This is a genomic window from Caldimonas sp. KR1-144 (assembly GCF_049446155.1).
In the GTDB taxonomy this organism is placed as follows: domain Bacteria; phylum Pseudomonadota; class Gammaproteobacteria; order Burkholderiales; family Burkholderiaceae_C; genus Rivibacter.
In genome coordinates this window covers 329,673-343,892 of record NZ_JBMSEE010000005.1, presented here as the reverse complement: position 1 = coordinate 343,892, position 14,220 = coordinate 329,673, and the positions used below count along the sequence as shown (strand labels likewise).

Sequence of the window (14,220 nt, the reverse complement as noted above, 5' to 3'; positions counted from 1 at the left end):
GAAACGCGCCATGGTCGCATCCTCGCGTGACGGCAGCCCGGGCCGGGACATGGCAGCATGCGCCACGCTGGACACGGGAGCGGTCGCCATGCAGGGATTCGAAGGCTTCGAGGCGCGCGAGATCGACGTCGGCGACGGCATCTCGCTGTTCGTGCGCCACGGCGGGCGGCGCGGCGCCCCGCCGCTGCTGATGCTGCACGGCTATCCGCAGACCCACGCGATGTGGCGGCGCGTCGCGCAGCGCCTGGCCGATCGCTTCGAGCTCGTGCTGCCCGACCTGCGCGGCTACGGCGCGTCGTCCAAGCCGCCCGGCGCGCCGGACCACGCCAACTACAGCAAGCGCGCGATGGCCGCCGACATGCGCGCGCTGATGCGCACGCTGGGCCACGAGCGCTTCTTCGTCGCCGGCCACGACCGCGGCGCGCGCGTCGCCCACCGCCTCGCGCTCGACCACGCCGAGGCGGTGCAGCGGCTGTGCGTGATCGACATCGTGCCCACGCTCACGATGTACGAGCGCACCGACATGGCCTTCGCGCAGGCGTACTACCACTGGTTCTACCTCACGCAGCCCGCGCCGCTGCCGGAAAAGCAGATCGGCGCCGACCCCGGCTGGTACCTGCGCTGGACGCTGTCCGGCTGGGGCTCGAAGGGCTTGGATTTCATCGAGCCCGACGCGCTGGCCGATTACGAGCGCGGCTTTGGCAACCCCGAGGGCGTGCACGGCGCCTGCGAGGACTACCGCGCGGCCGCGTCGATCGACCTCGAGCACGATCGCGAGAGCCGGGCCGCGGGCGTGCGCGTGCGCTGCCCGCTGCACGTGCTGTGGGGCGCGCGCGGCATCGTCGCGCGCCACTTCTCGCCGCTCGAAGACTGGCGCGCGGCGGCCGACGGCCCCGTGAGCGGCCGCGCGGTCGAGGCCGGACACTTCATTCCCGAGGAGCTGCCCGAGCTGACGGCCGACGAGCTGCTCGCCTTCTTTGCCGATGGAGACTGGTCGCACAATGCAGTCCGTCTGTAGCGCAGGGGGAGTGCGAAGGTGTTGACGGTCTACCTGGTCGAGGACGATCCGCTGGTCGCCAAGCACGTGCGCGAGGCGCTCGAGCAGGCCAGTGGCCTGCGCTGCGTCGGCCATGCGCAGCGCCTGTCGGTGGCGCGCGAGGAACTGCCCAGCTGCCGGCCCGACGTGCTGCTGTCCGACCTCGGGCTGCCCGACGGCGACGGCACCGAGCTGATCGGCGAGCTGAGCCACGCGCCGGCGATCGAGGGCGTGTGGCATCCGCACATCCTGGTGTTCTCGGTGTTCGGCGACGAGCAGCGCGTGATCCGCGCCATCGAAGCCGGCGCCGACGGCTACTTCCTCAAGGGCTGCACTGCCGAGGAACTGGTGCGCGCGGTCGAGCAGGCCGCGCGCGGCGAGTCGCCGATCTCGCCGACCATCGCGCGCCACCTGCTCAAGCGCTTTCGCGACGAGGGCCTGGGCGATGCCGGCGACGAGCTCGCGAGCGAGCTGCCGCCGTTCGACGAACCCACGCTGCCCGGCGAGTTCGACCCGCCGGCGCGCCTGGCGGTCAACGCGCGCGAGCAGCAGGTGCTCAAGCTCGTGGCCCAGGGCTACGTCGCCGAGGAGATCGCCGAGCGCCTGCTGACCACGCCCGGCGCGGTGGCCACCGACGTGCGCAATGTCTATCGCAAGCTGCAGTGGCTGCAGCGCGCCCGCGCGGCGTCGCAGGCGGCCACGCGCCCCGGCTGGGCGTGAGGAGCCTCGCCCGGTGACGATGCGGCGGCTGCTGGCGGCGGCGTGCGCACTCGCCGCATCGATGCTGCTGGCCGCCTGCTCGGGCGCGCCCGACGGCTCGGCCCAGCAGATCACGCGCGCGGTGCTGCTCGAGCCGGGCATGGCCGCGCGCGAGGTCACGCTGCCCGACGCCTGGGAGCGCAGCGCGCCGACGCGCGACGGCTCGGTGCGCTACCGCATCGTGCTGCCCGACGACGCGCTGCAAAGCCGCCCCGCCGCGCTGTTCGTGCGCCGCGCCGGCCAGGTGCTGCGCGTCACGCTCAACGGCGTGCCGATCGCCGCGATCGGCGAGCTGCGCCGCCCGCTGCAGGAGGCGCCGGTCGAGCCGCTGCTGATCGCGCTGCCCGGCGCGGTGCTGCAGCCCAGCGCCAACTGGCTCGACCTCGAGGTCCACGGCGAGCCGCGCCGCGAGGCCGGCCTGTCGGCCGTGTGGGTCGGGCCGATGGAGCGCCTGGCGCCGCTGTACCAGGCTACCGCGCGCGAGCAGGTGCACGGCGCCTTCGCGGTGAGCGCGGCGGCGGTCGTGATGGGCGCGCTCGCGCTGCTGCTGGCATGGCGCGCGCGGCGCTTTGCCTATGCCTGCTTCGGGGCCGCGAGCCTGTTGTGGGCCTGGCGCGTGTCGGCCTTCCTGGCCGGTGACCCGGGCGACTGGGCGCCGCTGATGACCATCGTGTTCCAGGCCTCGTATGCCTGGTTCGTGGTGCTGATGTCGCTGTACGCGCTGAGCACGGTGGGCAGCGACACGCCGCTGGCGCGCCGCGCGCTTGCGTCCTGGGCGCTGGCCGCGCTCTTGCTCACCATCGTCGGCTGGCGCTGGAACCTGCCGGCGCTGCGCACCGTCGTGCTGGCCGGCAATCTCGCGGTGCTGGTCGGCCTGGGCGTCGCGCTCGTCGGCGCGGCGCTGCGCCAGCGCACGCAGGCCGCGCTGCTGCTGTGCGTGGCCGCGGCGATCAGCCTGGCGGTCGGCCTGCGTGACTTCTGGGTGTTTCGCGTCGTGCACGACTACGGCGCACTGGCCTGGAGCCGCTACACCATCCTCGTGCTGCTCGCGGTGCTGGCCTGGACGCTGGTCGACGAGTTCACGCGCAGCTCGCTCGCGTTGCGCGCGTTGAACCGCGACCTGCGCGAGCGCGTCGCCGAGAAGGAGCGCGAGCTGCACTCGGCCTTCGAAGGGCGCCGCCTGCAGGAGCGCGACGAGGCGGCGCGCGCCGAACGCGACCGCATCCTGCGCGAGATGCACGACGGCCTGGGCGGGCGCCTGGTCGCCGCGCTGGCACTGACGCAGCAGGCGCGCGGCAACGGCGGCAACGGCAACCATGCCGGCAAGGACGCGATCGCCGAGGCCGCGGCCGACGACGCCCAGGGGTCACCGGTCAACGGCAACGAAACGCTCAGCGAACTCAAGCTCACGCTGGACGATTGCCTGGTCGAGCTGCGGCTGGCGCTCGACTCGCTCGAATCCGACCGCCGGCCGCTGATCGAGGCGCTGGGCGAGCTGCGCTTTCGCGTCGAGCCCTCGCTGCGCGCGGCCGGCGTGCGACTGGTCTGGCAGCCCGACGACGCGCTGACCGAGCTGTCGCTGTCGGCCGGCGACACGCTGCAGGTACTGCGCATCGTGCGCGAGGCGCTCACCAACGTGATCAAGCATGCGCAAGCCAGCGTCGTCTGGCTGCAGCTCGAGCCGCTGCAAGGCGAGGGCGGGCGCGTCGGACTGCGGCTGCGCGTGGTCGACAACGGCGTGCAAAGCCGCGTCGACACCGAGCGCGGCGAGGTGCTGCCCCTGTTCGTGCCGGCCACGATGTCGCGCGGCCGCGGCCTGGCCAACATGGAGCGGCGCGCCCAGGCGATCGGCGCCCTGCTGACCAGCGGCCCGCGCGAAGAAGGCTGGGCGGTCACGCTGGAGATCGCGCCGCGCGCGGCGGGCTGAACGCGGCGCCCGCCGCAGCTCAGGCCGCCGGCGGCGCGGTGTCGATGAAGCTCGGGCGCTGCGCGAGCTTTTCGTGCAGCTTGGCGAGGTTGGGATAGCTCTCGCGCCAGTCGATCGCCGGGAAGCGGAAGTCCAGGTAGCCCAGCGCGCAGCCGACCGCGATGTCGGCCAGCGTCAGGTGATTGCCGTTGCACCACGGCCGCTCGCCCAGGCCCTGGCTCATTGCGCGCAGCGAGCCATGCACCTTGGCCATCTGGCGGTCGGTCCAGGCCTGGCTGCGCGCACCCTCGCGGCCGGGCCAGGTCTGCTCGAGCCGCGCGAGGATGGCCGCGTCGAGCAGGCCGTCGGCCAGCGCCTCCCAGGTGCGCACCTCGACGCGCTCGCGGCCCGACTGCGGGATCAGCTTGCCCACCGGCGACAGCGTGTCGACGTACTCGACGATCACGCGCGAGTCGAACACCGCCTCGCCGCCTTCCATCACCAGGCAAGGCACCTTGCACAAGGGGTTGGCGTCGGCGATCGCCGAGTCGTCGGACCAGACGTCGGTGAGTTCGAAGCGGTAGTCCAGCTTCTTCTCGGCCATCACGACGCGCACCTTGCGCACGTAGGGGCTGGTGAGGGATCCGAGGAGTTTCATGGAGCGGGCAATCGAGTTGGGACGGGCATTCTAGGGAAGGGCCGGCGCTTCGCGCCGCCGGCCCCTGCGCCGCAGTCTGCGGGGGCGCAAGCGAGCGCGCAACTGCGCGTGCAGGAGGTGTCGCGCGCGCGCCGCCCCGGTCACGGCCGCCGTAAGGCGGGCTTTCTACAATCGCGGATTGCCTCGAGCCGGCGCCGGTCGGCCGCCGGCTCCCCCTTCTCCTGCTGCGCTTCCATGTCTTCCTCCGCCCTCACCGCCTTGTCGCCCCTGGACGGCCGCTACGCCGCCACGCTGGCCGCGCTGCGCCCGCTGCTGTCCGAGTTCGGCCTGATCCATCGCCGGGTGCAGGTGGAAATCGAGTGGTTCATCGCGCTGTCCGACCTCGGCCTGCCCGAGTTCGCCGCGCTGCCGGCACCCGAGCGCGCGCGGCTGCGCGAGATCGTCGCCGCCTTCACCGAAGCCGACGCGCAGGCGATCAAGGACATCGAGAAGACCACCAACCACGACGTCAAGGCGGTCGAGTACTGGATCAAGCAGCGCCTGGCGGGCGAACCCGCGCTCGCGCAGGCCGCCAGGCACGGCGAGTTCGTGCACTTCGCGTGCACCAGCGAGGACATCAACAACACCAGCCACGGCCTGATGCTCAAGGCCGCGCGCGACACGGTGCTGCTGCCCGCGCTCGACGGTGTGATCGCCACGCTCGCCGGCATGGCGCGCAGTCTCGCCGCGGTGCCGATGCTCAGCCGCACGCACGGCCAGACCGCGAGTCCCACCACCGTGGGCAAGGAGATCGCCAACGTCGTCGCGCGCCTGCAGGCCGCGCGCGAACGCATCGCCGCCGTCAAGCTGCTGGGCAAGATGAACGGCGCGGTCGGCAACTACAACGCGCACCTCGCGGCCTACCCCGAAATCGACTGGGAGGCGTTCTCGCGCGGCGTGGTCGAGCAGCAGCTGGGGCTGAGCTTCAACGCGTACACGATCCAGATCGAGCCGCACGACTACATGGCCGAGCTGTTCGACGCGGTCACGCGCAGCAACACCATCCTGATCGACTTCGCGCGCGACGTCTGGGGCTATGTCTCGCTGGGCTACTTCAAGCAGCGCCTGAAGGCCGGCGAGATCGGCAGCTCGACGATGCCGCACAAGGTCAACCCGATCGACTTCGAGAACGCCGAGGGCAACCTCGGCCTTGCCAACGCGCTGCTCGCGCACCTGAGCCAGAAGCTGCCGATCAGCCGCTGGCAGCGCGACCTCACCGACTCCACCGTGCTGCGCAACATGGGCGTCGCGCTCGGCTACGCGCTGCTGGCCTGGTCCAGCCTCGCCAAGGGCCTGGCCAAGCTCGAGATCAACGAGGCCGCGCTGGCGGCCGACCTCGACGCGGCCTGGGAGGTGCTGGCCGAGCCGATCCAGACCGTGATGCGCCGCCACGGCCTGCCCAATCCCTACGAGCGCCTCAAGGAGCTCACGCGCGGCAAGGCGATCACGCGCGAGTCGATCCAGGCCTTCATCCAGACGCTGGAGCTGCCCGAGGCCGAGAAGCAGCGGCTGCTGGCGATGACGCCGGCCAACTACATCGGCAAGGCGAGCGAACTCGCCTCCAAGCTCGGGGCGGCCCAATGAGTTTCCTGGAGCGCCTTCGCGCCGCCGAGCGCAAGCACGACTCGCTGCTGTGCGTCGGCCTCGACCCGGACCCGGCCCGGTTCCCCTCGCCCTGGACCGGCGACGCCTCGCGCATCCACGACTTCTGCGCGCGCATCGTTGACGCGACCAAGGACCTGGTGATCGCGTTCAAGCCGCAGATCGCCTATTTCGCCGCGCACCGCGCCGAGGACCAGCTCGAGCGCCTCCTGGCCTACATCGCGCGCGTCGCGCCGGAGGTGCCGGTGATCCTGGACGCCAAGCGCGGCGATATCGGCGCGACCGCCGAGCAGTACGCGCGCGAGGCCTTCGAGCGCTACCAGGCCGACGCGGTGACGCTGTCGCCGTTCATGGGCTTCGATTCCATCGAGCCCTACCTGCGCTGGCCCGGCAAGGGCGCGATCCTGCTGTGCCGCACCTCCAACCCCGGCGGCAGCGACTGGCAGAACCAGCGCCTGGCCGACGTGCCCGGCCAGCCGCGGCTGTACGAGCATCTCGCGCACCTGGCGCAGACCGAGTGGAACCGCAACGGCCAACTCGGCCTCGTGGTCGGCGCGACCTTCCCTGCGGAACTCGCGCGCGTGCGCGAGCTGGCGCCCACGCTGCCGCTGCTGGTGCCCGGCGTCGGCGCGCAAGGCGGTGACGCGCAGGCCACGGTGCGCGCGGCCTGGCGGCCCGATGCGCCGGTGGTCGTGAACTCGTCGCGCGCGGTGCTCTACGCCGGCTCGGGCCCCGACTGGGCCGAAGCGGCCCGCACCGCGGCGCAGGCGACGCGCAACGTGCTGAACGCCGCGCGCCGCTGACGCGAAACCACGCTTCAGGGTAAGCGCGGGCTCAACCGCCGCGCGGGCGCACCGATAACGGAGGGCCACGGCCCGCCGGTCGTGCGCCGCTTGTTGCAGTCACCGTGAACCGCGTGGGCCCGCCGATCCGCTTCCTCTCGCCGCCGGACGTCATCGACGTCGCGACGGCGCGCGCCTTCCTGCGCGTGGCGGCCTGGGTCGCCGGCGCCGGCGGCCTGGTGCTGACGCTGAACTACCCGGACTTCACGCTCGGCCAGCGCGGCATCGCCGGTGCGGCGGCTGCGGCCCTGGGTGTGGCTTTCGCATGGGCAGCGCGGCGCGGCGAGGCGGCGCTGGGCTGGGCGGCGTTTGCAACGCTGGCCGGGCTGGAGCTGACGGTGCTGGCGCTGGCGATCTTCACGCGGCTGGGCGTGCATGCGATGGTGCTGGCCGGCGTCGGCGTGCTGCTGGCGGTGGCCGGCACCTTGCTGGAGCGCCGCCACGCTTGGGCGCTGGCAGGCCTGGCGCTGGTTTCGCTGCCTGGGCTGGCCTGGCTGGATCCGGGCGCCGTCATGCCATCGCCGCCGGGCTACTCGGCCGAGCTGAGCTGGCAGCGCACGCTGGCGCTGCTGCTGATCACGCTGTTCGGCGCCGCCACCGGCGAAGTACTGGGTACGCTGCTGCGCCGGCAGCTTGCCGCCTCGCGCGAGCAGCAGCAGCGCTGGCAGCGGCTGTTCGCGCGCTCGCCGACGGCCATCGTGATCCACCGCGCCGGGCGCATCGTGATGGTCAACGACGCCGCGGTGCGGCTGTTCGGCTTCGCGTCGCAGGCCGATGCCGTCGACCGCGACCTGATGCGGCACTACCTCGACGAGGATCTGCTGCAGATCCGCGAGCGCATCGCGCGCATCGACGCGCTGCCCGCGGACCAGCAGCTGGCGTCGGCCGAGTTCCGCGTGCGCCGCACCGACGGCACGCTGCGCTGGGTCACCGTCACGGGCTCGCGCGTGATGCTCGACGACGGCCCGGCCGTCGAGTCGGTCTACCTCGACGTCGGCGAGCTGCGTGAGCGCGAGCGCCGCATGCTGCGCTCGGAGGCACTGCTGTCGCGGCTGTTCGAGGCGAGCCCGAACTCGGTCTCGGTGACCGCAGTGGCGACCGGCCGCTACCTGATGGTCAACCGCGCCTACGAACTGATCTCGGGCCGCACGCGCGAAGAGACCGTCGGGCGCACCTCGACCGAACTCGGCATCTGGGCCGACGCGGCCACGCGCGCGGCCATCCTCGGCGCGATCGAGCGCGACGGCGAACTGCGCGACCTGCCGGTGCGCTTTCGGCACAAGCAGGGCCACATCCTGCTGCTGGGCCTGTCGGGCGCCTTCTTCGACTTCGAGGGCGAGCGCTGCCTGGTGACGATGGCGCGCGACCTCACCGATCAGGAGCGCGAGCGCCGCGAGACGCGCGCCATCCTCGACGCCGCCTCGGTCGGCATCGCCTTCACGCGCGAGCGGCGCTTCCTGCGCGTGAACCCGCACTTCGAGGCCATGTTCGGCTGGCCCGCCGGCGAGATCGTCGGCCAGCCGGGGCTCGCGGTGTGGCCCGGCGACGCGGCCTACGCCGCCATCGGCGCCGAGTTCGGGCCGCGTCTGGCCGCCGGCGAGACGGTGGAGTTCGAGCGCGAGATGCGCCGCCGCGACGACAGCCGCTTCGTCGCGCGCGTGCTGGCGCAGCCGGTCGACCGCGCCGATGCGGCGAGCGGCACGATCTGGATCGTCGAGGACGTGACCGAGCGCCGCCGCGTCGCCGCCCAGCTCGAGCAGGCGCTCGGTGACGCGCAGGCCGCCAACCGCGCCAAGAGCGCCTTCCTGGCCAACATGAGCCACGAGATCCGCACGCCGCTCAATGGCGTGGTCGGCCTCGCGCAGCTGGCGCGCCAGCCCGGCACCGCGAGCGCGGTGCGCGACGCCTACCTGCTGCAGCTGGTCGACAGCGCCCAGCACCTGTCGGCGGTGATTTCCGACGTGCTCGACCTCTCCAAGATCGAGGCCGGGCGCCTGACCGTCAGCGCGGTCGCGTTCGACCTGCCGGCGCTGCTCGACAGCGTGCGCGCGACGCATGCGCCGGTCGCGCAGCAGCGCGGACTGGCCCTCACGGCCCAGCTCGACGAGCGGCTGCCGCGCCGCGTGCGCGGCGACGACATGCGGCTGCGCCAGATCCTGTCGAACTACCTCGGCAACGCGCTCAAGTTCACCGAGTCCGGCAGCGTGACGCTGCAGGCGCGGCCGGTCAGCGGCGAGCGCGTGCGCTTCACCGTGGTCGACACCGGACCGGGCGTCGCCGAGACGGCGCGCGCGCGGCTGTTCCAGCCTTTCGTGCAGGCCGACGACTCGGCGACCCGCCTGCATGGCGGCACCGGCCTGGGCCTGGCGATCTGCCGCGAGCTGGCCGAGCTGATGGGCGGCAGCGTCGGCCACGAGCAGCCCGCGGCGGGCGGCAGCGCGTTCTGGCTCGAGCTGCCGCTGGCGCCGCTGGCCGACGAAGCGCGTGCCGACGACGCCGGCGTCGGGCTGCCGGAGGATGCGGCCTCGCTGGCCGGGCTGCGCGTGCTGGTGGTGGAGGACCATGCGGTGAACCTGCTGATCGCCCGGGCAATGCTGGAACGCTGGGGCGCCGTGGTCACCGAGGCGGCCAACGGCGAAGCGGCGCTGGCGGCGGTCGAGCGCGAGAGCAGCGCCGGACACCCGGGCTTCGACCTCGTGCTGATGGACGTGCACATGCCGGTGCTCGGCGGCGTCGAGGCGACGAGGCGCCTGCGCACGCGCTGGTCGGCGCAGCAGCTGCCGATCGTCGCGCTGACCGCGGCGGCGCTGGTCGAGGAACAGGAGCGCGTGCTCGCGGTGGGCATGAACGACTTCCTCGCCAAGCCGCTCGACGCACGCAAGCTGCACGCCACCGCGGCGCGCTACCGCCGCGCGCCCGCGCCGCTGTCATCGAGCTGAGCGCAGCATCGGACCGCTCGTCCGTGCGATCTGCACGTTCGTCGGCCGATTCGATTACGTAGACTATCGACCACGATGGGTCGGTAGTCATGTGGCGCGTCTGTTTCATCACCTGCAGTCCCTTGCGACTGGGCAGCGGCGATCGCGGCCCATGGCACGCGGACCGCGCGTCGGCCGAGCGCTGGGCCGACTGGTTTCGCGCCCAGGGCTACCGCGTCGCCATCGAAGACAAGCACGGCGACGTCCACGAGCCCGGCCAGCCGGTGCGCAACCTCGCGCGACCGCGCTTCACGCAGGCTTCGTTCGCCGGCTGATCAGCCGATCAAGGGCAGGGTTCGCCGCCGCGGCCCCAGCGCCGCGAGCGCGTTGGCCAGCGCCGGCGCGAGCGGCGGCACGGCGATCTCGCCGACGCCGCCCGGCGCGCGCGTGCTGGGCACGAGGTGGACCTCGATGCGCGGCGTCTCGGCCAGCGTCAGAAGGCCCAGCGAAGCCAGGTCGCGCTGGCGCACGCGGCCGGCCTCGATGTCGCAGCGACCGCGCAGCGCGGCGCCGAGCGCCCAGACGATGCCGCCTTCGAGCTGCTGCGCGACGCCGTCGGGCGAGACCACGCTGCCGCAGTCGGCCGCGCAGACCACGCGGTGCACGCGCGGCACGCCGGACTCGATCGAGGCTTCGACCACCTGCGCGACGACGCTGCCGTAGCTCTCGTGCAGCGCGACGCCGCGCGCGCGGCCCGCCGGCAGCGCCGCGGCCGCACCGAAGCCGGGCCAGCCGGCCTTCTGCGCCGCGAGCCGCAGCACCGCGGCGTAGAGCGGCCGCTCGGCCAGCAGCTCGAGTCGAAACCGCAGCGGATCCTGGCCGGCGGCCTGCGCCAGCTCGTCGACAAAGCTCTCGGCGAAGAAGGCATGGTGCGAATGGCCGACCGAGCGCCAGTAGCCGATCGGCACGCCGCTGCGCGTGGCGACATGCGCGACGCGCACATTCGGCACCGCATAGGGCAGCGAATGAAGGCCTTCGACCGCCGTCTTGTCGGGCAGGTCGATCGGCCCGGCCAGGAGCGGCATCGTGCGTTCGACGTTGCGCGGCGTGATCGCGTCGCCGGCCACCGCGATCGCGATCGCCTGCGGGCGGCCGTCGGCGTCGAGCGCGGCGCGCAGCGTCGCGGCCGCGGCCGGCCGATAGAAATCGTGGCCGAGGTCCTCGTCGCGCGGCCAGATCAGTTGCACCGGCGCGCCGGCGCATTCGAGCGCCACGCTGACCGCCTGGCCGACCATGTCGACCTCGAGCCGGCGCCCGAAGCCGCCGCCGACGTAGGGCACGTGCACGGTGACCGCGTCGGAACCCACGCCGGCCACGCGCGCGGCGATCGTGCGCGCGGCGCTCGGCACCTGGGTCGAGACCCACAGCGTCACGCGGCCGTCCTTGACCTGCGCGGTGCAGCCGATCGGCTCGAGCGGCGCGTGCGCGAGGTAGGGCGCGCGGTAGTGCGCCTCGAGAACGCGCTGGCCCGCCGCCTGCGCCCGCGCGAGCGCGCCTGGCGCGTCGCCGTCGTCGCGGAACCAGGCTGGCGCGTCGCCGTCGCGCGCGGCGCGTTCGGCGCGCGCGGCCAGATCGTCGAGGATGGCCGCCGAGTCGGCTTCCGGGCGCGGCGCGGGCCGCCATTCGGCCAGGCGCGGATCCTGCGCGGCCGCGCGTGCCGCTTCGAGCGCATGCCAGCTGCTGCGCGCGACGATCGCGATGCCGTGGGCGGCGCCGGCCAGCGGCAGCAGGCGCACGACGCGCAGCACGCCGGGGCGCGCGCGCAGAGCGTCGGCGTCGAGCCGGCCGAGGCTGCCGCCGAAGCTCGGCGCGTGGCACACCGCGGCGTAGAGCAGGCCGTCCGGGCGCACGTCGATGCCGAACACCGCCGAGCCGTCGACCTTGGCCGGCACGTCGCGACGCGGCACCGCCTTGCCGATCAATCGCCACTGCTCGCGCGGCTTGCGCGCGACCGTGGCCGGGCGCGTGCCGGCTGCCAGGGCGGCCAGTTCGCCGAAGTGCGCATGGCGCCCGCCGCCACCGTGATGCACGACGCCGAGTTCGATCCGCAGCTCGTCGGCCGGCAGCTTCCAGGCCAGCGACGCGGCGCCGATCAGCTGCGCGCGGGCCGTCGCCGCGACCAGCGGCAGCACGTCCCAGGCGTCGGCGACGCTGCTCGAGCCGCCGGTGATCGACATGCCGAGTTCGCGCCCCGCCTTGGCCAGCAGCCAGAGCGACACGCGCTCGACGCTGCCGGCCTCGCGCAGCGCGGCCTCGCCCGGGTGCGCCAGCATCGTCGTCGTGATGCTGGTCGGGTTGCCGTAGATCGACTCGGGGCCGGCATCGACGAGGTCGATCTGCGCCGGCTCGACGTCGAGCTCCTCGGCCACCAGCAGCGCGAGCGCGTGATGCACGCCCTGGCCCATCTCGGTGCGCGGCATCGCCAGGCGCACGCGGCCGTCGGCGCTGATCTTGAGCCAGCCGTTGAGCGCGACCTCGCCTCGCTCGACCGGCAGGCGGCGCCGCTGGCCGAGCCGCTCGCGCGGCGGCAACAGCCCCCAGCCGACCACCAGCGCGCCGCCGACGCCGGCGGCGCCGAGCAGGAAGTGGCGCCGGCGCGTCATGGCCTGCGCGCGCCCGCCAGCTCGGCCGCGGCGCTGCCGATCGCCGCACGCACGCGCGGGTAGGTGCCGCAGCGGCACAGGTTGGTCATCGCGGCGTCGATGTCGGCCGCGCTCGGCCTGGGCGTGCGCGCCAGCAGGCCGGCAGCGGCCATCAGCATGCCGCTTTGGCAGTAGCCGCACTGCGGCACCTGGTGCGCGATCCACGCGCGCTGCAGCGCGGCGCCGATGCGATCGGCCGCCAAGCCTTCGATCGTGCGCACAGCCTTGCCGGCGAGCGAGCCGACGGGCACCAGGCAGCTGCGCTGCGGTTGGCCGTCGACGTGCACCGTGCAGGCGCCGCACTGGCCGATACCGCAGCCGAACTTGGTGCCGGTGAGCGCCAGGCCGTCGCGCAGCGCGAACAGCAGCGGCATCGCCGGGTCGTCGCTGCCGCTGGGCAGCGCGCGGCGCTCGCCGTTGATCGAAAGCTCCATGGCGCCATTCTGGACGCGCGGCGCACGACCACAGCGTTGTGGCATGCGAACGACAAGACGCTCCCGACGCGACAGGCTCGGCCGGGGACGGTACCGGACAATTTCGCGAAGGCATGAGGCTTGCGCGTGAGCGCCGAAGCCCTCGCCATCCAGGCACAACCACAACGGAGTTCTCCACGATGAAGCATTTCCTGCGTCCGCTCGCTTTCGCCACCGCGCTGCTCGCTGCGGCCGGCGCCGCGCAGGCCCAGTCCTCGGTCCAGCTGTACGGCCTGGTCGATATCGGCGTCGGCGAGTTCGACGGCAACGCGGTCGAGAACGGCTCGGGCGGCAGCTTCTTCACCCAGCCCTGGACCAAGCGCGTCAAGGTCGAGCCGGGCTCGATGACGACCAGCTACTGGGGCGTCGCGGGCAAGGAAGCGCTCGGCGGCGGCGTCTCGGCCGAGTTCAAGCTCGAGGCCTTCTTCCTCGGCGACAACGGCGCGCAGGGCCGTTTCACCGGCGACACCTTCTTCGCGCGCAGCGCCTACGTCGGCCTCACCAGCGACGAGCTCGGCTCGGTGCGCATGGGCCGCAACACGCCGCCGATGTTCATCTCGACGCTGCTGTTCAACCCCTTCGGCGATTCCTTCGTCTGGTCGCCGTCGATTCGCCAGTGGTACAACGGCAGCTCGGGCGGTCAGCTGCGCGGCGACTCGGGCTGGAACAACTCGCTCAACTACGTCTCGCCGAGCCTGGGCGGCCTGACGATCAATGCGATGGTCGCCGCCGGCGAGGGCTTCAGCTCCACCACCACCGGCACCGGCAAGAGCGTCGGCATCCACGGCCTGTACTTCCGCGGCCCGTTCGCGGCCACGCTGGCCTGGCAACGCGTCGAGCAGGGCAATACCGCCGGCGAGAAGCAGGACAGCTGGCAGCTCGGCGCGAGCTTCGACGCCGGCTTCGCAAAGTTCTTCGCCCAGCTCGGCCAGATCGACGACAAGGACATCAGCGGCGTGAAGGACGACCTGTGGGCCGTCAGCGCCTCGGTGCCGCTGTTCAATGGCAGCGTGCTCGCGTCCTACGGCGAGACCAAGTACAAGGCCGCCGGCACCGGCAAGCGCTGGACCGGCACGCTGGGCTACAACTACGCGCTGTCCAAGCGCACCGACATCACCGCGGCGGTGATGTCCGAGGAGGTCGACGCCGGCAGCGTGGCGATCGACTTCGCCGGCTTCAAGCCGGTGGGTGCAGCGATCGGCCCGGCGGTCGGCAACGACGGCGTGAGCTACGGCGTCAACATCCGTCACCGCTTCTGAGCGGCGCGATGAAAGAAAGGGCGGCC

General features: G+C 73.0%; 11 protein-coding genes. 8 read left to right on the top strand and 3 right to left on the bottom strand.

The genetic code is table 11. The features are described 5' to 3' along the window. Positions 1-88 precede the first annotated feature (88 nt). From ACO2TI_RS14420 to ACO2TI_RS14410, 3 genes are read left to right on the top strand one after another with little or no spacing between them, the layout of a single operon-like run. A complete protein-coding gene (locus ACO2TI_RS14420) occupies positions 89-1,018 on the top strand; it encodes an alpha/beta fold hydrolase (protein ID WP_423285280.1) in 930 nt (309 codons plus the stop codon). Positions 1,019-1,036: 18 nt separating this feature from the next. Beyond that, positions 1,037-1,756 (top strand): response regulator, encoded by a 720-nt coding sequence (locus ACO2TI_RS14415; RefSeq protein ID WP_423285278.1) that lies wholly within the window; start codon positions 1,037-1,039, stop codon positions 1,754-1,756. Between the two features lie 19 nt (positions 1,757-1,775). After that, entirely contained in the window at positions 1,776-3,722 is a 1,947-nt protein-coding gene (locus tag ACO2TI_RS14410; RefSeq protein WP_423285421.1) for a sensor histidine kinase, read from the top strand. Positions 3,723-3,741: 19 nt separating this feature from the next. On the opposite strand, the gene ACO2TI_RS14405 is transcribed toward ACO2TI_RS14410, so the two are convergent. Next, entirely contained in the window at positions 3,742-4,359 is a 618-nt protein-coding gene (locus tag ACO2TI_RS14405; RefSeq protein WP_423285276.1) for a glutathione S-transferase C-terminal domain-containing protein, read from the bottom strand. Between the two features lie 234 nt (positions 4,360-4,593). Between ACO2TI_RS14405 and purB the strand changes: the two genes are divergently transcribed. The 4 genes from purB to ACO2TI_RS14385 all read left to right on the top strand — a co-directional run bounded on the left by purB (position 4,594) and on the right by ACO2TI_RS14385 (position 10,095). Continuing rightward, on the top strand, positions 4,594-5,982 hold the full coding sequence (gene purB, locus ACO2TI_RS14400) for an adenylosuccinate lyase (RefSeq protein WP_423285275.1): 1,389 nt from the start codon (positions 4,594-4,596) through the stop codon (positions 5,980-5,982). After that, positions 5,979-6,803, top strand: coding sequence for an orotidine-5'-phosphate decarboxylase (gene pyrF / locus ACO2TI_RS14395; RefSeq protein WP_423285274.1), 825 nt, complete (start codon positions 5,979-5,981; stop codon positions 6,801-6,803). The genes purB and pyrF overlap by 4 nt, the downstream gene beginning before the upstream one ends. A 104-nt stretch (positions 6,804-6,907) precedes the next feature. Next, positions 6,908-9,781 carry a PAS domain S-box protein gene (locus ACO2TI_RS14390; RefSeq protein ID WP_423285272.1) on the top strand — a complete coding sequence of 958 codons (2,874 nt, stop codon included), beginning with the start codon at positions 6,908-6,910 and terminating at the stop codon, positions 9,779-9,781. A gap of 89 nt (positions 9,782-9,870) precedes the next feature. Next, complete coding sequence (locus ACO2TI_RS14385) at positions 9,871-10,095, top strand: hypothetical protein (protein WP_423285270.1); 225 nt, start codon at positions 9,871-9,873, stop codon at positions 10,093-10,095. Here the strand turns inward: ACO2TI_RS14385 and ACO2TI_RS14380 are convergent, their stop codons facing one another. Both ACO2TI_RS14380 and ACO2TI_RS14375 read right to left on the bottom strand, forming a co-directional pair. Beyond that, the gene (locus ACO2TI_RS14380; RefSeq protein ID WP_423285268.1) at positions 10,096-12,423 is read right to left on the bottom strand and encodes a molybdopterin cofactor-binding domain-containing protein; all 2,328 of its coding nucleotides are present in this window, start codon (positions 12,421-12,423) and stop codon (positions 10,096-10,098) included. Continuing rightward, entirely contained in the window at positions 12,420-12,896 is a 477-nt protein-coding gene (locus tag ACO2TI_RS14375; RefSeq protein WP_423285266.1) for a (2Fe-2S)-binding protein, read from the bottom strand. The genes ACO2TI_RS14380 and ACO2TI_RS14375 overlap by 4 nt, the downstream gene beginning before the upstream one ends. Before the next feature lie 179 nt (positions 12,897-13,075). Between ACO2TI_RS14375 and ACO2TI_RS14370 the strand changes: the two genes are divergently transcribed. Continuing rightward, the gene (locus tag ACO2TI_RS14370) at positions 13,076-14,194 is read left to right on the top strand and encodes a porin (protein ID WP_423285264.1); all 1,119 of its coding nucleotides are present in this window, start codon (positions 13,076-13,078) and stop codon (positions 14,192-14,194) included. The last annotated feature ends 26 nt before the right edge of the window (positions 14,195-14,220 follow it).

What these genes read in the sequence shown, in the direction of transcription:
- ACO2TI_RS14410 (WP_423285421.1), top strand. Translation starts at nt 1,776, where the DNA reads ATGCGGCGGCTGCTGGCGGCGGCGTGCGCACTCGCCGCATCGATGCTG.
- ACO2TI_RS14370 (WP_423285264.1), top strand. Translation starts at nt 13,076, where the DNA reads ATGAAGCATTTCCTGCGTCCGCTCGCTTTCGCCACCGCGCTGCTCGCT.
- ACO2TI_RS14375 (WP_423285266.1), bottom strand. Translation starts at nt 12,896, where the DNA reads ATGGAGCTTTCGATCAACGGCGAGCGCCGCGCGCTGCCCAGCGGCAGC.
- ACO2TI_RS14405 (WP_423285276.1), bottom strand. Translation starts at nt 4,359, where the DNA reads ATGAAACTCCTCGGATCCCTCACCAGCCCCTACGTGCGCAAGGTGCGC.
- purB (WP_423285275.1), top strand. Translation starts at nt 4,594, where the DNA reads ATGTCTTCCTCCGCCCTCACCGCCTTGTCGCCCCTGGACGGCCGCTAC.
- ACO2TI_RS14380 (WP_423285268.1), bottom strand. Translation starts at nt 12,423, where the DNA reads ATGACGCGCCGGCGCCACTTCCTGCTCGGCGCCGCCGGCGTCGGCGGC.
- ACO2TI_RS14385 (WP_423285270.1), top strand. Translation starts at nt 9,871, where the DNA reads ATGTGGCGCGTCTGTTTCATCACCTGCAGTCCCTTGCGACTGGGCAGC.
- ACO2TI_RS14420 (WP_423285280.1), top strand. Translation starts at nt 89, where the DNA reads ATGCAGGGATTCGAAGGCTTCGAGGCGCGCGAGATCGACGTCGGCGAC.
- pyrF (WP_423285274.1), top strand. Translation starts at nt 5,979, where the DNA reads ATGAGTTTCCTGGAGCGCCTTCGCGCCGCCGAGCGCAAGCACGACTCG.